Here is an 18,367-nt window from a genome sequence, read left to right on the forward strand (position 1 = left end):
AGCCAGCGGGTCTCGGATAAGCAAGAATACAAAGAAACAACGCAGATTCTTCGAGGAGGTGAACACCTAATGAGCCAAGCGCAGAACCAACAAGGTGAACAAGGTGATGTGGCAGCCCGAATCCAGGCGAATTTCCCGCCCAAGGATTTAGGTGAGGTGTTCGTCATCTCGGTGGCTGCGGAGCTGGCGGGGATGCATGCGCAGACGCTGCGCACCTATGACCGCATTGGGCTGGTCTCGCCGAAGCGTACCCGTGGTGGTGGCAGGCGGTATTCCCGGCAGGATGTGGCGATGCTGCGGTTTATTCAAAAGCTCAGCCAGGATGATGGGGTGAACCTGGCGGGGATTAAATCCATTATTGAATTGAGCGAAAAGAACGCGCATCTGCATCATGAAAATGAGCAATTGGCGGAGGAAAACCGCCGGCTCCGCGAGGAACTCTTAAGAGAAAAGCAAAGGTCATCGCGGCCGCGTGGGGAGATTGTGCATGTGCCCCGCTCCACGGCGGTGGTGATGTGGGATCGTGAGGCCAGCCGGCGGCGTCCCCGCAGCTCCTAGCTGGAATTAAAGCCAAGAATAGAGGGCGAGAAGTTGAAGAGATACTGCTCGCCCTTCGTTTTGCTTCCTGAGTGCACAAGCCTCACAGCGTGCTGGGTTTATGCAGCTGGGGCTAGCTGTTTGCGGAGTGCTGAGATGAAAGCATTGGGGTCATCCACCGATACGCGGTAGGTATTTCCGTTGGCTAGGGTGATCAGCAGGTTCGGCGCTCCGACGTGGAAAGACCAACCGAGGCCGCCGACATGGGCACCGAAGGTGTTGCGCTCAAAAAATGGTGAAGACGTGACGCGACTGGCGTTCTTGATGTCTGCGACTGGAATGGTTTTGACGGGAATGCCGGAGATATCGACCTTCAACTTATCTTCACTAAGTTGCGCCCCGATAGAGAAAAGCGCCAAAGCTACAAAGAGGATTCCGCTGATCAGCATTCCAATCTTGTCGCCTTGATTGAGCAAGTAGGCGAAGATTCCCGCTACGACCAGCAAGATGATTATTCGTCCTAGGTTATAACCGAAGACGCGGGAGTTGCATTTTGTAGTATTCACGGTCTTCGGGGTTTCCTTTCTTGATGCGGTGGGCAATGAGACAGGAAGACAAGAAGTGCACTTAGAGGGGTAGAGCCAAGTCGCCTTCCTGTTCTGGGAATGCTGGTGGCCACACCCCAACCCCTCACGAGGATTCCGGATTGTGTCGGACGGTGTAGCGGGAGGAAGAGCCCAAGATGTGGGATCTAGGGGTAGTGCTACCGAGGGGTATCGGGTTTGTGTCCTTCAGCTGTGTGGGGCTTGCTAACTCATATAACGTGATAACTGCAGGGGTGGCAGAGGTGCTGCCGTCTTGAGAATCCTTTGCTTTAGATGGTTAAAGAAATACTGCTTGACATGTAGGTTTGCGGTTAAAAGAAGAGTAGCTCAAGCGTTGTGGCGTAGGCCAGGCTTGTCTGGGGAAAAACTTTCCACACCACTGTCTGTTCCCCAACCAAAATACTTATTGAGCTGCGAGTTCCTTGTGATGCAAAGGTGCAATATTGCAACCCGATCCGGGGGTGGTTTGAGGGGTTTGTCTGGGGCTGATCGCATGTGGTTGGCGATAGGGACATCGAGGGGCGTGGGGAACCTGCGCTCTGCGGAACTTCAGGTTTCCTCATTGATTGGGACTGCACATCGGGATGCTGCGGGTGATGGCCACGTAGATAGTGCGAGAAACAATTACCTTGTATGCACCCACCGTTGGGGTTTTAAACACCATGGTTGGGGGTAATCGCCAAGCCAGAAACACGAGAATGTGGTGCTTAAGTTTTATTATGTTCGGCATGACTTTCAAGCAGCCGCCTACTTCCACAGCGCCGCACGGCACCCCAGCCCCGATGTCCCCCGGGGCCTTTACTATGAAGGTCCTCCAGGGCATCTCTGTTGCAGTGGTGGTGGCGTTGGTCCCCCAAGCCCTCCTCGGTGAACTTTTCCGCGCATTATTGCCGGTATTCCCTCAAGGTCAAACCATCATCCAGCTGGTGTCGCTGGCATCGTCTTTGATGCCGGTGCTCATCGGTGTGCTGGTGGCTAAACAATTCGGGCTTTCGCAGATCCAAACCGCATCAGTGGGTATTGCTGCAACCTGTGGTTCTGGTGTGGCAATGCCGGATCCGAATGGTGGTTTCCACCTTCAGGGCACCGGGTTGGTGATTAATACCGGTATTACCGCAGCTCTTGCGGTGCTGGTGATTCTGCTGATTGGGGACCGACTGAAGAACTACACGATCTTGTTGCTCTCCACGATCGTGGTGGTGGTTGCCGGCGGTATTGGTTGGGTGGTTACCTTCCCGATCGTCAAGGTCTTCACCATGTGGCTCGGCGGGCTGGTCAATGGCGCTACCCAATTGCAGCCGGTACCGATGGGAATTTTGTTGGCGGTCCTCTTTGCGATCATGATTGTCTCCCCGGTATCTACCGTGGGTGTGGCTACCGCGATCTATATGGCTGGGGTGGCCTCTGGTACTGCCAACCTAGGTGTGGTTGCAGCTGGCTTCGGTCTGTTGGTGGCTGGCTGGAAGGTGAACGGTTTTGCCACCTCCTTGCTGCACGTTTTGGGTTCGCCGAAGGTGCAGATGGCCAATATGCTTTCCCGTCCGGTGTCCTTCTTGCCGATGCTCTGTACTGCCGCTGTGCTTGGCGGTATTGGTGGTGCCGTGGGGATTTCCGGTACTCCGATTTCCGCAGGCTTCGGTATTTCTGGCTTGGTTGGCCCGCTAGCTGCCCTGAATGCGGAAGGGTGGGGTTGGACCCCGCTGAACCTGGGCATTGTGGTCGTGATGTTTGTGGTGCTGCCGATTGTGCTCTCGGTGGGATTCCAATTCCTCTTCGCCAAGGTCCTGGGTTGGGTGGATGAAGAAAACTACCGCCTGAGCTTCGACTAAAACCAGCGTGCGTAGGCACATCCTGCGTCAATAACTGAGATTGCTCCCCACTAGCTGGACTGGTGACAACCAGCTCCACACCTAGTGGGGGGTTTTTCTTGTGTGCGCGTGCAAATCGGGGTTTAAGTAGCAAAATGTGTGTCTGGTTTTCGATATTCGCGCTGCTCAGAAGGGGTCGATCGGGCTTTTATAAGGTGCGGTAGCTGGTAGCTGCTTAAGCTACGAGCAAAGCGGCACCAAAGCCACGTGTTGACCGGCCCCCGGGGCGTGGAACCCGCACTGGCTTGTCCACGCCAGTTCGCAGCTAATAAATCAGGGTCAATGAGCCGGCTAGCAGGGCTTATTCCATGTGTGAGGTGGAACCGTCTACGACGTTATTTCTGGTGACGGCTAAGGAATTGACGGCAGACCCAGGCGACCTTTAGTGTGAACCGCAGCCAACTGCTGTCAATTCCGGTAACTAAGCGTCCCGCCAAAAAGGGAGAGCTGCTCGGCTTCGTAGCTAGACCGCAGCATGCCCCCGCCCAACCAATGTCAGGATGATTAGTGGGAAAACCCCGGATGTTCGCTTCCACGTCCGCCATCGCGCCGCTGGTGCCTAGAAGGGCGGTGCCTCGCGTAGGTGCTGAAGAGCTTTTGAAAAATGAACTGGTCGCTGCAACTGGGGTTGTGGTGCAGCTAGATCTGCCAGCAGTTGGGCTTAGGGCAGATAACAACGCTCTGGTGGCGCAGGGCCTCAGCACGGACATCAACATCAAGCAGATTCACGCCGGAAAAGCTGTGGTGGGTATGGCCAGCGAATCAGACACATCTTTCGTAGCCCAGCCACATTTCGGTTTGGTGCAGGTTGTCGCTGTACTCGAAAACAAACATGTAGAAGAAAAAATCATGCACCCCGTTTTTAGTGCAGCCGGATGGGCTGTCGCTGATACATGGGGTCTAGTAGGCGACGGAGTCGCAGGAGGCCTGGCCTAAATGGGAAGAAGAACTTGTCCCGAGGATTTACTTTCTTAGGGTGGATGCTCTTTTTAACAATGGTCGTTACGCATACGACCGGGAACATTCGCCTCTGGTGGATAGGTCCGATTGCGACCATTGTTTTGTTCTCACCTATAGCGATCAAGTATTTCCTTTCTTCAGAAGCAATGAAAAAGAAGAATGCGGATATCAATGGCGAAGTTGAAGGCCTAAAAGCCTGACCTAGAAGCGCCTGTCGATCCTCCTTCTGCTCGTCGCGCCGGGCATCTCCACAAAGCCACGCATCCACACAACTTGAGGATGCGTGGCTTTTATCGCAGCTAAATCAGCACCTCTCGTTCACTCCTAGGCACATGCTTGAGGATCCTGGCCTTTAAAGATCGGTGACTCCGAAGAAGTGGTGTTTAGTTGGTGGCAGAGGCCAGCCTTGAGAAATGGCGCCTTCCCGCGGGGCGGGCGTGATTAACCCCCGGGCAGAATGGTTGCGTGAGGGTGGCTCAACTTTATGGGAAGCGCTCAATAGGTGCATGAGACATGAATCACAGGAAAATTTAGAGTTGAGTGGAACAGACTCAACTTCTTGTGCGTTGAGGATAGTGACAAAGAAAAACAAGGCTCCCTTCCAGCTTTGGACACTAGGAGAAGGCTGCGGGCGCGTTGTATTAAAAGAAAGGAACTGACTCAACACATGAGCTCTTTTAACTTCACAACTAAAACCCAAGAGGCCGTGCAGGTAGCGCTCCAAAGTGCCTCCGCTAATGGCAACCCGGATATCCGTCCGGCGCACCTTTTAGTCGCCATCTTGGAACAAGAAGATGGAATTGCCGCCCCGGTGCTTAAAGCCACGGGTGTGGAACCCGGTGTGGTGCTTCAAGAAGCCCGCGACCTGGTGGATTCTTATCCCAAGGCAGAAGGTAGCAACCTCGCGAACCCGAACTTCAACCGCGAGGCCCTGAATGCCCTTACCGCTGCGCAGGAATTAGCTGGGGAACTCGGTGACGAATATGTCTCCACCGAAGTTCTGATGGCTGGTATCGCTCGCGGCAAGTCGGATGCTGCTGATCTTTTAACTAAGCGCGGCGCCACCTATGAGGCGATTAAGGCTGCTTTCCCGTCGGTACGTGGTTCGGCGAAGGTGACCAACGAGGACCCCGAAGGCCAATTCCAGGCCTTAGAGAAGTACTCCACGGACCTGACCAAGCGTGCCCGCGAAGGCAAGATTGATCCGGTTATTGGCCGTGATTCTGAGATCCGCCGCGTGGTGCAGGTACTTTCCCGCCGCACTAAGAACAACCCGGTATTAATCGGTGAGCCTGGCGTGGGTAAAACCGCGATTGTCGAAGGTTTAGCCCGCCGTATTGTCGCTGGTGACGTACCGGAGTCCTTGAAGGGTAAGACCCTGATTAGCTTGGATTTAGGTTCCATGGTGGCTGGTGCGAAGTACCGCGGCGAGTTCGAGGAACGCCTGAAGGCTGTGCTGGATGAGATTAAGAACTCTGATGGCCAGATCATTACCTTCATCGATGAGCTGCACACCATCGTGGGTGCCGGCGCAACCGGCGAATCCGCCATGGATGCCGGCAATATGATTAAGCCGATGCTGGCCCGCGGTGAACTGCGCCTGGTGGGTGCAACCACCTTGGATGAGTACCGCAAGTACATCGAAAAGGATGCAGCCTTAGAGCGCCGCTTCCAGCAGGTGTACGTGGGTGAACCGAGTGTGGAAGACGCCATCGGTATTCTTCGTGGCCTCAAGGAACGCTACGAGGTGCACCATGGTGTGCGCATCCAGGACTCCGCACTGGTGGCTGCCGCTACCTTGTCGAATCGCTATATCACCTCCCGGTTCTTGCCGGATAAGGCGATTGACCTTGTCGATGAGGCTGCCAGCCGGCTGCGTATGGAGATCGACTCCTCCCCGCAGGAAATCGACGAGCTTGAGCGCGTTGTTCGACGCCTGGAAATCGAAGAGATGGCCTTGGCGAAGGAAACCGATGCTGCTAGCCAGGATCGCTTGGAGAGGCTGCGCTCGGAATTGGCGGATGAACGTGAGAAACTTGGCGAACTCAAATCCCGGTGGATGAATGAGAAGGAAGCCATTGATCGCGTCCGCGAAGCCAAAGAAGAGCTGGAGAAACTCCGTGGCGAATCGGAAATCGCCGAGCGCGATGGTGACTATGGCAAGGTCGCTGAGCTGCGCTATGGCAAGATCCCGGAGCTAGAAAAGCAGGTTGCCGAAGCTGAAGCTGAGGTAGCGGATACCCAAAACAATGCGATGCTCAGCGAGGAAGTCACCCCGGACACCATCGCCGAAGTAGTAAGCGCATGGACCGGTATCCCCAGCGGCAAGATGCTGCAGGGTGAAACCGAGAAGCTGCTGAATATGGAAAATGAGCTGGGCAAGCGCGTTGTTGGCCAGCATGAAGCTGTGCAGGCTGTCTCCGATGCGGTTCGCCGTGCCCGTGCTGGTGTTGCGGATCCGAATCGTCCGACTGGTTCCTTCCTCTTCCTTGGTCCTACCGGTGTGGGTAAGACCGAGCTGGCGAAGGCCTTGGCGGAGTTCCTCTTCGATGATGAACGAGCCATGGTGCGCATTGATATGTCCGAATATGGCGAGAAGCATTCCGTGGCCCGTCTGGTGGGTGCTCCTCCCGGATATGTTGGCTATGACGCTGGTGGCCAGCTCACCGAAGCGGTTCGCCGTCGCCCCTATACCGTCGTGCTTTTCGATGAGGTAGAAAAGGCGCACCCGGATGTCTTCGATGTGCTGCTGCAGGTCCTGGATGAAGGACGGCTCACCGATGGGCAGGGCCGCACTGTGGACTTCCGCAACACGATCCTGATTCTGACCTCCAACTTGGGTGCTGGTGGCACCCCAGAGCAGATGATGGAAGCTGTGAAGCGAGCCTTCAAGCCGGAGTTCATTAACCGTCTTGATGATGTGGTGACCTTCGAGGCCCTAAGTGAGGAGCAACTCGCCGGCATCGTGGATATCCAGGTCCAGCAGCTTGCCGAGCGTCTGGCGTCTCGCCGCCTGGACCTTCGGGTTAGCGAGGACGCTCGTGCTTGGTTGGCAGAACGTGGCTATGACCCGGCTTATGGTGCTCGCCCCTTGCGTCGCCTGATTCAGCAGGCCATTGGTGATCAGTTGGCTAAGGAACTCTTAGCTGGCCGCATCCACGATGGTGATGTGGTGCAGGTGAACCTGGCTGAAGGCGGGGATTCGCTAAGCGTCACCCGTGGCTAAGCTCCCCGACCGCGCAGTACCCCCACTTTGGGGCTGCGCGGTAGGTAGCTGCCAGAGCGCGGGATGAGCTCTGAACAATAGCGGTGGTGTGGACAAGAAATTGTCTTACGCCACCGCTTTTGCTTGCCCGTACTGCGCTCAAGGTGCGGCTTTGATTAAGCGTGGGCATGGACTTGAAAATTAGCCAAAAAACGCTAGCGCTATGACCTGGCTATACTCCGGCTTAACGAACTTAGATCTCCAAGTGACCTGCGAGCTTGCCCAAAAAAGAGCACACCATAGGATCGCATTTATGAACACAACCATTGTGAGTCCCGGCGAGCTCGCAGATTCGGTGTATCACGGGGCGCCGATTACGATTCTGGCTTCCTATTGGCGACCGCAGGTTGGGGCAGGGCATGTGAAGTACCTGTCGGAGCATATTCCCACCGCATTGTTTTGCGACCCGCCTTATGCCCTAGCCGGGATTCCCAGTTCCACCCGCGGCCGTAATCCGCTGCCGGACCCGGACCTGGTGATGCAATGGTTCAGGAAATGGGGATTAGAAGCTGGCCGCCCGGTGGTGGTTTATGACGAAGGCCGCGGCCTTTATGCTGCACGAGCTTGGTGGATCCTGCGGTGGGCGGGAGTGAACCAAGTAAGCCTGCTCGATGGTGGCATGGCGCAGTGGGAAATGCAGGGACATAAAATTGTGGGCGGACCAGGTAATCTGCCTTTGCCCTGCACTATGCGGGTGAACCCCGGAATGATGCCGGTGGCCAGCATTGAAGAAGTAAAAGATTTTGATGGCATCCTTTTAGACACCCGGGAGCCGGACCGTTTTGCCGGGCGCCGGGAGATTTTGGACTTAAAAGCTGGGCATATTCCGGGGGCAATCAATTTGCCGAACCGTGCCCTATTGCATGCCAACCATACGTTTAGAAGCCCCCGGGAGATCCGCGAAACCTTCGCCGAGATCGGTATTAATGAAGACTCAGAGGTCATCATTTACTCCGGGTCAGGCAATCACTCTGTGCAGGTGATTGCCGCGATGGAGTACGCGGGTTTGCCGATCCCGAAGCACTTTATTGGTGGCTGGTCGCAGTGGTCAGCAACGGTGACGAACCCCGTGGAAATTGGGGATGGCCGTAGACTTACCCCCTGTCGCGCTTCGCTTTAGGTAGAAGCTGCCCGCACCCCGGGTTAGGGGTGGAATCAGATGTGGGGCTTAAGCGTTTTGAGGTAGCAATGCCATAGCTTATTGGGCTATGCCAGTACAGTTGCTTTTTGATGGTAACTCTAGCTTTCGTCCTTGCTGGCCTGCTGGCACTCGCCGCCTTTGTGCTGCTGGTCATTGACGCGCGCATCGCGGCAAAGAATCGTCCCGACTTTGATGATGAATATGAAGAGTATGAGGGCGAAGAATATGAGCCTGCGCAACTGAGCGAACCACGGCGTTCGCAGCGCCCACCGCGTACCCGCATGCCCGAAGAAGTAGATGCGGCTCCGCGGAGCGCCCAGCTGCGCGCTAAGGATGCTGAGGAAGAAGCAGGACTGCGTTCTGCTGCTATCCCGTGGCCGGCAGTCAACCCGGAAGAACATGAATCTGCGGAAGACCCGGATCAATCTGCGGTGGATTATCAAGATAATGATGAGCCACTGGACGTGGAGGTAGAAGAAGACCTCCATGAGGTTCCGCAGGTAGAAGCTGATGAACTAGAGGAGGCTTCGAACACTCCTGAAGATGCACCGGAAGCTGGCGCGGCAAACCTGGGGAAGCCAGAACCCGTGAAGGAAACTGCCACCGAGGACACCGATCTCGAGGAAAGCCCAGCTGATGAACATGCGGCGCATACTGGGCGCTTTGCAGCTTTGTCTTCGAGTTTGGCCAGTGGGTTGCCGGGGGCGCACCGGCGGGAGCGTCGCGCATGGGCTGAGGAGCGGGGCTTTAGTTTCCAGCGCGGGGATGAATATTTATCGGAGGAGTGGAACCGCGGGGTAGCGGCTGGGCAGACGCAGGCTCGTGATGTGGTGAGCGGCACTGTGGATGGTTATGAGATGCATGTGGTGGATCTCAATGGCAGTGCGGTGATGGCGATTCGTCGTCCGACTGGGGCAACCGGGGTGGTTGTGGATATGCACCGTGGGTTGACCTTGGAGGATGCTACACGCGCGATTAATGGCAGCATTGATCAATCGGGGGCGCCGCGTGGTGATGAGACGAAGGTGTTGCGGAATTTCCTATTGAGTTTGGGTGGTTCGCGCGGGGTGAATAGTGATTTGGTGCCGGTGGATGAGGTTGCTGGTTTTGGGGTGATGGCTAATGATGCTGGGCCAGCCCAAAGGTTCTTGGATGCGCGGGTGAAAGAGGCGCTGCAGGAATTACCGGACTCTGTAGTGGCCGTGTGGACGGAATCCTGTTGGGTGTTGGCAGAGTTTATTCGCGCGAATCACCGCGAAGATTGGGAAGCGACCATTGCGCCGCTTTCAAAGATTGCGGATGCGGCCTGCACCTTGCCGCCGGCGACGAACGCGGGCCAGGCGATTGCTGCTGAGGAACTATACCCGGGGCGTTTAATGGCACCGGCTGGGCAGAAACCTGAAAGTGATGCCGCTGAGCAGGCCGAAGAATTGGCTGAGGAGATGCCGAAGGTTACTCGCCCGGAGGAGCCCTTGGATTTGCCGACGCGCTCGACGATTGTGAGCCGTGGGGTAGTGGAGCCGCACATTGTGGGTGTGGATGATGTGGAGCCCATTGCTGCTGGTGAGAAGGCTGATCTGCCGGATGATGGTACGCGGGTACTGCGGGACCTTAGCCGTGGTTCCAGTATTTTTGATGATTTGGCTTTGGAGTTGGGTACTGATCCGTTGTCGGATATCCCGATGATGGATGATGAGAAGGATGAAGAGCTAGCGGACACGGAAGCAGAAGCTGAGGCTGAGGCGGACGTCGAGCCGGAGGCGGAGGCGGAAGCGGATGCTGAGGTAGATGCTGGGCTAGATGCTGAGGTTGCGGAAGCCGAATTAGTAGCGGAAGCTGCTGAGAGCGAACTAAGCAGCGCTGAACCTGTTGATGTAGAAGTTGTGGATGCAGACACCGATGATGATGACAACCCAACCGATCCTGAGGAAGAAAAGAACTAAGCAATGAGCTTTCCTGCAGTTGATGAATCCCTGAAGAATGAACTGGCCGAGCTGGTCAAAGAATTAGCCGTAGTGCATGGCAAAGTGACCTTGTCTTCCGGCAAGGAAGCGGATTATTACGTGGACCTGCGCCGCGCTACCTTGCATCACCGCGCATCGCGGCTGATTGGCACCTTGTTGCGTCAGCTCACCGTGGATTGGGATTATGTGGCCGTCGGTGGGCTGACCTTGGGGGCAGATCCGGTAGCTACCGCACTGATGCATGCCGAAGGCGACCCGATTAATGCCTTTGTGGTGCGCAAGGAAGCCAAGAAACATGGCATGCAGCGCCGCATTGAAGGCCCCGATATTTTGGGCAAGCGCGTGCTGGTGGTGGAGGACACCACCACCACCGGTAACTCACCTTTAACCGCGGTGGCCGCATTGCGGGAAGCCGGCGCTGAAGTAGTGGGCGTGGCAACGGTGGTGGATCGCGCTACTGGTGCTGCCGATGTGATCCGCGCTGAAGGCCTGGACTATCGCTACCTGCTGGGTCTAGAAGACCTGGGCCTGGCCTAAGCCCTCAATAGTTCGAGCGTCTTAAGGCCTGCTGAGGCCCTAAGGCGCATTGCGTTTGCTCACTGCTTTTCTTTGGAAAGGACATCAGCTTCCTCGTGGATAATTCCACTACGGATCATTCCAGCCCCGAATCTTCCGGCATGCAGCCCCAACCGGAGACCGCAGCCCCTGAGGCCCTAACCCCTGAGGCTATAGCCCCTGAGGCCGTAGCTCCCGGGCCAACGGAGTGGGGTGAGGGCCGCCACGGGGTGGGCCCCTGGGAAGAAGAACACCCCGGCGAAGCACTACCTCAAGACGCACACTTCGATCCCGTGCTGCTCGCGGAGGGCGATCGCCGCAATGTGGTGGACGCCTATCGCTATTGGAAGCGCGAAGCGATCATCGCCGATATTGATACCCGCCGGCATCCCTTCCACATCGCGATTGAAAACTTCGAAAATGACGCCAATATCGGCACAGTGGTACGCACCGCGAATGCCTTTGCCGCTGACACGGTGCACATTGTGGGGCGCCGCCGCTGGAATCGCCGCGGGGCGATGGTTACCGACCGCTACCAACACCTCATGCACCACCCCGATGTCGAGCACCTTCTAGCTTGGGCGAAAGAACACGACCTGAAGATCGTAGCGATTGATAACACCCCAGGTTGCGTGCCACTAGAAACCGCGGACCTACCGCAGCGCTGCATTTTGCTTTTCGGCCAAGAAGGCCCCGGGGTGACTGCCGCTGCCCAAGAAGGTGCATTGATGACCTGCTCGATTGCGCAATTTGGCTCTACTAGGTCCATTAATGCGGGTGTGGCAGCGGGCATTGCGATGCATGCTTGGATCCGGCAGCATGCTGATCTGCAACATTCTTGGTAATCCCAGCGATATAGCTTCGGGAACGCTAGATTTATAAGGGCGCGCAACCCACAAAATTTTTTAATCCTCCGGTACGTGCAGGGAGCAGAAAGAACAAACAGTGTTGGATAAATGGGCGCACCGCGCCGACCTCGCCGAACAGGCCATTAATGATAGGCACGCCAGCCGCTTATGGGGCCTGCCGAAAACCAACCTTGCTGTTGTTGCTTGGCCACCGACCACCAAAGAACGCCTCTTTATTCACTGGCACTATTGGTGGCAGGCACACTACCTGGATTGCCTCGTTGATGCGGCACTACGACGCCCCACCGCTTCCCGGCGTGCCCGTATCCGCCACACCATGCGCGGCATCCGGATCCGGAACCTGCGGGCCTTAAAAATCAACCGCTATTACGATGACAAATCCTGGCTTGCGCTGGCGATGAGCCGCGCGAACCAAGTGCGCAAGGTGAAAGTGCCTACCGCCCTAGATGAACTAGAGCGCGACATTATCGGTGGCGTTGATGGACTCACCGATGTGCTGCCGTGGCGTACCGGGGAAACCTTCTACAACACCCCGACGAATGGCCCCGCAGCCATTATGATGGCGCGCACCGGGCGCCTAGACCAGGCCATCCGAGTGACCGACTGGGTGTTTGATCACCTGCTCAATGACGAAGGTCTGATTATGGATGGGCTGCGCATGCGCATGCATGGCCCAGAAATCGTGCGCGATATTCACCCCTACTGCCAAGGTGTATCCCTGGGTTCTTGCCTGGATATTGCATTGAAACTGCGAGAGCGCGCCGGGTTTGAGCACTCTGAAGAAATCGATGGCTATGAGGATGCGGAGCGTGCTGATGAAGCTATCCGCTTTATTGCCCGCATCCGTTCTCTGGTGGCTGCCATTGCTACGGAAATGGCTAGCCCGCAGGGTGTGATCGATTGGAATACCGGCGATGGTGATGGTGGCTTATTCAAGGGCATCTTGGCCCGCTACCTCGCTGATGTGGCTGTGCGGCTGCCGGCGGATTCCCCGGCGAACCGTGCCACTAAGAAAGTGGCGGCACGCTTGGTGCTGGCAAGTGCGGAATCGGTGTGGAATCACCGCCTGGAAGTAGATGGCTTGCCGGTGTTTGCCACTGACTGGACCCAGGATGCGCGCTTGCCGCATAACTATGGTTTGGGTGCTTCCTCTATTTCCGAAACCCTTGGAGTGATTCGGATTGATGAGCGGGACCTTTCGGTGCAGCTTTCTGGGTGGATGTTGATGGAAGCAGCCGCGCGGATCGCCAAGGATGTCGAAGACAAACAGAACCAAAAATAAGCTTCGGTGGGTCCAGCGCGCCGAAGAAAATCGGGCCCGATCGGGCAACTTCGGCTAAGCGAACCGTTGAGGTGCTAAATCTCACATTCTGCGGGTGTGGGGTGCTGATTAGGTCAGCTAACAGGATGTTTGCTCGGACTCAAGCGGGCAAAAATGGTCATATTGGGCGCTGTCCGAGTGTGTCCGAGCGTGTTCGAGTATTTGGAGGCATACTGGTAGCTAGACACCGTGGTCCAAAAGACTCCTTGTGTAAAACAAGGCAGACACTATGCCACAGACAAAGTAGGTGCAGTCTTGCGGGCTAGCGGTGTGGGAACACCGTCAACGATGTGAGGATCGCACTCAAATGCCCATTGCCACTCCCGAGGTCTACAACGAGATGCTCAACCGCGCGAAGGAAGGCGGATTCGCCTACCCCGCGATCAACTGCACCTCCTCGGAAACCATTAACGCAGCCCTGCGCGGCTTCGCCGAAGCTGAATCCGATGGCATCATCCAATTCTCCACCGGTGGTGCAGAATTCGGCTCTGGCCTGAGCGTGAAGAATAAGGTTGCCGGCGCCTGCGCACTGGCCGCCTTCGCCCATGAAGCAGCCAAGAACTATGGCATCAACGTGGCTCTGCACACCGACCACTGCCAAAAAGAAGTTCTGGATGAGTATGTGCGCCCGCTAATCGCGATCTCTAAGGAACGCGTGGATGCTGGCCAGGCCCCGCTCTTCCAATCCCACATGTGGGATGGTTCGGCCATCCACATTGATGAGAACCTGGAGATCGCCCAGGAGCTGCTGGCTAAGGCACATGCCGCCAATATCATCTTGGAAGTTGAAATTGGTGTTGTTGGTGGCGAAGAAGATGGCATTCAGGCCAAGGCCGATGCCAACCTCTACACCTCCCCGGAAGACTTCGAGAAGACCATTGATGCCCTCGGTACCGGCGAAAATGGCCGCTACCTGCTGGCAGCTACCTTCGGCAATGTGCACGGCGTGTACAAGCCCGGCAATGTGAAGCTGCGCCCGGAGGTCCTGCTGGAAGGCCAGAAGGTTGCCCGCAAGAAGCTGGGCCTGGATGATAGCGCCCTGCCCTTCGACTATGTCTTCCACGGTGGCTCCGGCTCCGAGAAGGAAAAGATCGAAGAAGCCCTGCGCTATGGCGTCATCAAGATGAATGTTGACACTGATACGCAGTACGCCTTCACCCGCCCGATCGTCACCCACATGTTCCAAAACTATGATGGTGTGCTCAAGATCGACGGCGAAGTGGGCAATAAGAAGGTCTACGACCCGCGCTCCTACATGAAGAAGGCCGAACAAGGCATGGCTGATCGCATTATCAAAGCCTGCCAGGACCTGCACTCGGTAGGAACCAGCCTGTCTAAGTAACATTTCAGGCCCCAAGCCACATACCTACAACAGGGTATGTGGCTTTTGGTTTGCGTCTGTGCGCTACTTGCGCTCGTGCACTACTCGCGTGTCCCAAAGAAGCCAGGTGTGGTTAAGCGTGGGCCGGCTGCACCGCAGCATCACTGCGCACCTAGCGTGGGCCCTTCGATCTCGGGAAAGCAGCAGACGTCAACAACAAAGAGCATTAGAGTTAGGCACATGGAAAGAGCACGAATAGGCACCATCGAGCGACTCAAGGGTTTGGATAGATCCCTCAAGTCGCGGGTTTGGCGCGTGCGCCATAGGCTGCTGCCGATTCTGCAAATTACCTTGGCCACCGGGTTTGCGTACTTTATTGCCACCCAGATTTTTGATCACCGCCAGGCATTCTTTGCCCCAATTTCGGCGATTATTATTTTGGGGCTTACCGGTGGGGATCGTATTCCGCGGGCCGTGGAATTAACCATCGGCTGCACCCTGGGTATTGGGGTGGGGGATTTCCTCTTCTATAACCTGGGAACCGGGTATTTACAGCTTTCCGCGGCGGTATTGATATCGCTGCTGCTCGCCTCATTTTTAAGTAAATCGCCATTAATTAGTAACCAGGTGGCAATTGGCTCCATCCTGATTGCCACCATCATGCCGCCGCAACCTGGGCTGGCGGGGGCATCGCGAATGATTGATGCGCTGATTGGTTGCAGCGTGGGTCTACTAGCCGCGGCGATTATTCCCACGCATCCACTAAGTAGTGGGCGAAGGGAATTCTCCAAGGTCTTAGGTTTGGCTAGCAGTGTGCTTGATGATGTTTCCGATGCCCTGCGCAACCGCGACCACCAGGCCTTAAGCGAAGCCTTGGAGGCGGTGCGGGGCAGCCAGGATGCGATTAATGCGATGCTGGCGGCCGCGAAAACCGGGCGGGAAGCCTCGACGTTGTCGCCTTTTATGTGGGGGCAAAAGCGCCGGGTGCGCACCCTGGAACGCATTTTGACGCCGGTGGATAACACCATCCGGAATGTGCGGGTATTAGCGCGGCGGGCGCTGGTGCTGTGTGAAGATGGCGATACCGTGAGCGAAGGCCAGATTCAGGCGATTGAGGAACTCGCGGATATTACTCATGCGCTGAGCGAGATCTATGAGCGCAGCCAAGAAATCGATGAGGCCCAGGAGATTCCGGAGCTGGTGCGCCGCCTGCGGGTATTAGGCGCCAAGGTGGGTTTGGACCTGGTGGAGGGCAAGGTGCTTTCTGCTTCGGTGGTGTTGGCGCAGACGCGTTCCATTGTGGTGGATCTGCTGCAGGTGTGTGGCATGTCGCGGGAATCCGCGGTGGCAGTATTGGTGCCGACCTCGGAAACCCCGGCGTACCCGCCGGAAATCTGGGCGGATGATAGTTCGCCTACTAGATCGTTGAAGGACCTGAAGTAGCTAGAGGCGTGGCTCCGGGGAGTGCCGACTAGGGCCGCACCATTTGGAGGTCGCGCAGGTGACGATAGAAAGTCACGCGCTCTAAGGTGCGCTTGTGCGCCACCCCATCCACGGTGACCGCCAGGCGTGGCCCACCAGCTTGCAGTGCCCGGCCAGTTACTAAGGTCTCTGGATCAACCTGCCCGCCGCGGATAAGTTTTTTACCGCGCAGCCGTGACCATAAGCCGGCAGGGGTGTCTTCAACTGGGGTAGTAGCGCGCACCGCGGCAATACCGGGGGCATCCAGCATGGGCACTAGGCGCGCACCATAAACGCCGGGGAGTTGGGCTTTGCCTTCTGCGAGGTTGCGCACCAGCACATGATCATCCACGATCACCTCGCCGGTGAACTCCTCGAGCTCAGCGACCGCGGCCTCCGGATCGGGTGCTTGCATGACGGTGGCAGAACCCACCACGGCCACACCGGAATCATTGCGGATCAGTGGCACGGGACGCACCTGACCGTATAAGGCCAGTTGCCATTGTTCGGGAAGCGGCAGCTCGGCGATCCCAAAATTCTTGGCCGCGGTGGAGGCGTCTGCCGCGGTGGAAGCACCTGCCTCAGGCTCAGCGCTTCCCGCCGTCCCAGAGCCTCCCGCAGGCCCCGGCAGCGCCACACACGCCACCTCCACCCACAACTTATCCGCCCGCATGAGGCGCGTCACCACTGCCGATAGTGCCGCATCCACACCCTCCGCGGGAGCTGCAACAATCACCCGCAGATCCTCGCTGAGGTGCTCGCGTTGCGGCGCGAACTCCGGGGCACCCTGATAGGCCACCTCAGGTTGTGCCTGAATATCCGCCAAACTCGGCGTCGGATCAGTGGGGAAAATTTTTGCCGCCAGCTGGTCGAGCTCTTTGAGTTCCTGGCGGGTGGGCACAGCACTTAAGCTCAGCGTCCACAAGTCCCCGAGCTCACGCGCACCGCGCTCCCTAAAACCATCCCCCTCCCCGGGCTCCTCAAAGCGCACCTCGCGCATCACTTCGGGGGCAAGAACACCGCAGCACAGGATTATTGTGGCCATGGGAGAAAAGTGTAGCGGCATAGAGATAGTAGACTGACTCAGCGTCTAACGCACTACACCTGGATCGGAAGTGACAATGGCTGCAATCGTGATCGTCGGCGCCCAATGGGGCGATGAGGGTAAAGGCAAGGCCACGGATATTCTCGGCGGCCGCGTCGACTATGTCGTCAAACCCAATGGCGGTAATAACGCCGGCCACACCGTCGTTGTTGGCGGTGAAAAATATGAGCTCAAACTCCTACCCGCCGGCGTGCTTTCGGAGAACGCCACCCCGATCCTGGGCAATGGCGTGGTCATTAACCTCGAAGCACTCTTCGCCGAAATCGATGGCCTCGAAGCCCGCGGCGCTGATGCCTCCCGCCTGAAGATCTCCGCGAATGCGCATCTGGTGGCCCCCTACCACCAGATCCTCGACCGCGTGCAGGAACGCTTCCTCGGCAAGCGCGCCATCGGCACCACCGGCCGCGGCATCGGCCCCACCTACGCCGATAAGGTTTCCCGCGTGGGCCTGCGCGTCCAGGATGTTTTCGATGAATCCATCTTGCGCCAAAAAATCACCTCCGCTTTGGATGTGAAAAACCAAACCCTGGTGAAGATGTATAACCGCAAGGCCATCGACCCCGAAGAGATGGTGCAGTACTTCCTCGGCTATGCCGAGCGCCTACGCCCCATGGTCATCGACGCTGAACGCGTGCTCAACCAGGCCCTTGATGAGGGCAAGAGCGTGCTCATGGAAGGCGGCCAAGCCACCATGCTGGACGTCGACCACGGCACCTACCCCTTTGTTACCTCCTCCAACCCCACCGCCGGTGGTGCGTGCGTGGGGTCTGGCATCGGCCCCACCAAGATCACCTCCTCGCTGGGCATCATTAAGGCCTACACCACCCGTGTGGGTGCTGGTCCTTTCCCCACCGAGCTTTTCGATAAGTGGGGCGAGTACCTCCAAACCACTGGTGGTGAGATCGGTGTGAACACTGGTCGCAAGCGTCGCTGCGGTTGGTATGACTCCGTGATCGCCCGCTACGCCTCCCGCGTCAACGGTTTCACAGACCTCTTCCTCACCAAGCTGGATGTGCTCACCGGCATCGGCGAAATCCCGATCTGCGTGGCCTATGACGTTGATGGTGTGCGCCATGATGAAATGCCGCTCACCCAATCCGAGTTCCACCACGCCGAGCCCATCTTCGAAACCATGCCCGCCTGGGAAGAGGACATCACCTCCTGCCGCACCTTCGATGAGCTGCCCGAGAAGGCACAGGCCTATGTCCGCCGCCTCGAGGAGCTCTCTGGTTGCCGCATCTCCTATATCGGTGTGGGCCCCGGCCGCGACCAAACCATCGTCGTCCACGACGTCATGGAGTCCTAGAAACTACTGCTGAGGGCTTATGTCCGAGACCCTCCTGCCGAAGCTTCACAGGAAGGCAAGCCGCGGTGGCATCCGCCCACGGCTTGCCG

At 57.2% G+C, this 18,367-nt stretch carries 14 protein-coding genes; 12 read left to right on the plus strand and 2 right to left on the minus strand.

Annotated features, from left to right (window positions below):
- Positions 1-69 precede the first annotated feature (69 nt).
- Positions 70-558 (plus strand): heat shock protein transcriptional repressor HspR, encoded by a 489-nt coding sequence (locus BMZ01_RS07190; RefSeq protein WP_092285935.1) that lies wholly within the window; start codon positions 70-72, stop codon positions 556-558.
- Between the two features lie 98 nt (positions 559-656).
- Here the strand turns inward: BMZ01_RS07190 and BMZ01_RS07195 are convergent, their stop codons facing one another.
- Positions 657-1,103 carry a PH domain-containing protein gene (locus BMZ01_RS07195; RefSeq protein WP_143067467.1) on the minus strand — a complete coding sequence of 149 codons (447 nt, stop codon included), beginning with the start codon at positions 1,101-1,103 and terminating at the stop codon, positions 657-659.
- Between the two features lie 842 nt (positions 1,104-1,945).
- On the opposite strand from BMZ01_RS07195, the gene BMZ01_RS07200 reads away from it, so the two are divergent.
- The 10 genes from BMZ01_RS07200 to BMZ01_RS07250 all read left to right on the plus strand — a co-directional run bounded on the left by BMZ01_RS07200 (position 1,946) and on the right by BMZ01_RS07250 (position 15,849).
- Entirely contained in the window at positions 1,946-2,971 is a 1,026-nt protein-coding gene (locus tag BMZ01_RS07200; RefSeq protein ID WP_092286026.1) for a PTS sugar transporter subunit IIC, read from the plus strand.
- Positions 2,972-3,607: 636 nt separating this feature from the next.
- Entirely contained in the window at positions 3,608-3,946 is a 339-nt protein-coding gene (locus tag BMZ01_RS07205; protein ID WP_143067468.1) for a hypothetical protein, read from the plus strand.
- Between the two features lie 691 nt (positions 3,947-4,637).
- The gene (gene clpB / locus BMZ01_RS07215) at positions 4,638-7,196 is read left to right on the plus strand and encodes an ATP-dependent chaperone ClpB (protein ID WP_092285942.1); all 2,559 of its coding nucleotides are present in this window, start codon (positions 4,638-4,640) and stop codon (positions 7,194-7,196) included.
- Between the two features lie 292 nt (positions 7,197-7,488).
- A complete protein-coding gene (locus BMZ01_RS07220) occupies positions 7,489-8,355 on the plus strand; it encodes a sulfurtransferase (protein WP_092285944.1) in 867 nt (288 codons plus the stop codon).
- Positions 8,356-8,465: 110 nt separating this feature from the next.
- Positions 8,466-10,319: a type III secretion system chaperone family protein gene (locus BMZ01_RS07225; RefSeq protein ID WP_092285946.1), complete on the plus strand. Its 1,854-nt coding sequence runs from the start codon at positions 8,466-8,468 to the stop codon at positions 10,317-10,319.
- A gap of 3 nt (positions 10,320-10,322) precedes the next feature.
- Positions 10,323-10,877: an orotate phosphoribosyltransferase gene (gene pyrE, locus BMZ01_RS07230; RefSeq protein ID WP_092285948.1), complete on the plus strand. Its 555-nt coding sequence runs from the start codon at positions 10,323-10,325 to the stop codon at positions 10,875-10,877.
- 140 nt (positions 10,878-11,017) lie between these two features.
- Positions 11,018-11,740, plus strand: coding sequence for a TrmH family RNA methyltransferase (locus tag BMZ01_RS07235; protein ID WP_092286028.1), 723 nt, complete (start codon positions 11,018-11,020; stop codon positions 11,738-11,740).
- A gap of 100 nt (positions 11,741-11,840) precedes the next feature.
- The gene (locus BMZ01_RS07240; protein ID WP_092285950.1) at positions 11,841-13,046 is read left to right on the plus strand and encodes a glycoside hydrolase family 76 protein; all 1,206 of its coding nucleotides are present in this window, start codon (positions 11,841-11,843) and stop codon (positions 13,044-13,046) included.
- A 307-nt stretch (positions 13,047-13,353) separates the two neighbouring features.
- Positions 13,354-14,427 carry a class II fructose-bisphosphate aldolase gene (gene fbaA / locus BMZ01_RS07245; RefSeq protein WP_263364359.1) on the plus strand — a complete coding sequence of 358 codons (1,074 nt, stop codon included), beginning with the start codon at positions 13,354-13,356 and terminating at the stop codon, positions 14,425-14,427.
- A gap of 219 nt (positions 14,428-14,646) precedes the next feature.
- Complete coding sequence (locus tag BMZ01_RS07250; protein ID WP_092285954.1) at positions 14,647-15,849, plus strand: FUSC family protein; 1,203 nt, start codon at positions 14,647-14,649, stop codon at positions 15,847-15,849.
- 28 nt (positions 15,850-15,877) lie between these two features.
- Here the strand turns inward: BMZ01_RS07250 and BMZ01_RS07255 are convergent, their stop codons facing one another.
- Entirely contained in the window at positions 15,878-16,912 is a 1,035-nt protein-coding gene (locus BMZ01_RS07255; RefSeq protein WP_223845897.1) for a hypothetical protein, read from the minus strand.
- 76 nt (positions 16,913-16,988) lie between these two features.
- On the opposite strand from BMZ01_RS07255, the gene BMZ01_RS07260 reads away from it, so the two are divergent.
- On the plus strand, positions 16,989-18,278 hold the full coding sequence (locus BMZ01_RS07260; protein WP_092285956.1) for an adenylosuccinate synthase: 1,290 nt from the start codon (positions 16,989-16,991) through the stop codon (positions 18,276-18,278).
- The last annotated feature ends 89 nt before the right edge of the window (positions 18,279-18,367 follow it).

It is taken from the genome of Corynebacterium spheniscorum (assembly GCF_900113445.1).
In the GTDB taxonomy this organism is placed as follows: Bacteria; Actinomycetota; Actinomycetes; order Mycobacteriales; family Mycobacteriaceae; genus Corynebacterium; species Corynebacterium spheniscorum.

Bases quoted from the DNA above. Each gene is read 5' to 3' on its own strand.
- BMZ01_RS07220 (WP_092285944.1), top strand. From the start codon at position 7,489: ATGAACACAACCATTGTGAGTCCCGGCGAGCTCGCAGATTCGGTGTAT.
- BMZ01_RS07250 (WP_092285954.1), top strand. From the start codon at position 14,647: ATGGAAAGAGCACGAATAGGCACCATCGAGCGACTCAAGGGTTTGGAT.
- clpB (WP_092285942.1), top strand. From the start codon at position 4,638: ATGAGCTCTTTTAACTTCACAACTAAAACCCAAGAGGCCGTGCAGGTA.
- BMZ01_RS07200 (WP_092286026.1), top strand. From the start codon at position 1,946: ATGAAGGTCCTCCAGGGCATCTCTGTTGCAGTGGTGGTGGCGTTGGTC.
- BMZ01_RS07235 (WP_092286028.1), top strand. From the start codon at position 11,018: ATGCAGCCCCAACCGGAGACCGCAGCCCCTGAGGCCCTAACCCCTGAG.
- BMZ01_RS07255 (WP_223845897.1), bottom strand. From the start codon at position 16,912: ATGGCCACAATAATCCTGTGCTGCGGTGTTCTTGCCCCCGAAGTGATG.
- BMZ01_RS07190 (WP_092285935.1), top strand. From the start codon at position 70: ATGAGCCAAGCGCAGAACCAACAAGGTGAACAAGGTGATGTGGCAGCC.
- BMZ01_RS07260 (WP_092285956.1), top strand. From the start codon at position 16,989: ATGGCTGCAATCGTGATCGTCGGCGCCCAATGGGGCGATGAGGGTAAA.
- pyrE (WP_092285948.1), top strand. From the start codon at position 10,323: ATGAGCTTTCCTGCAGTTGATGAATCCCTGAAGAATGAACTGGCCGAG.
- BMZ01_RS07225 (WP_092285946.1), top strand. From the start codon at position 8,466: ATGGTAACTCTAGCTTTCGTCCTTGCTGGCCTGCTGGCACTCGCCGCC.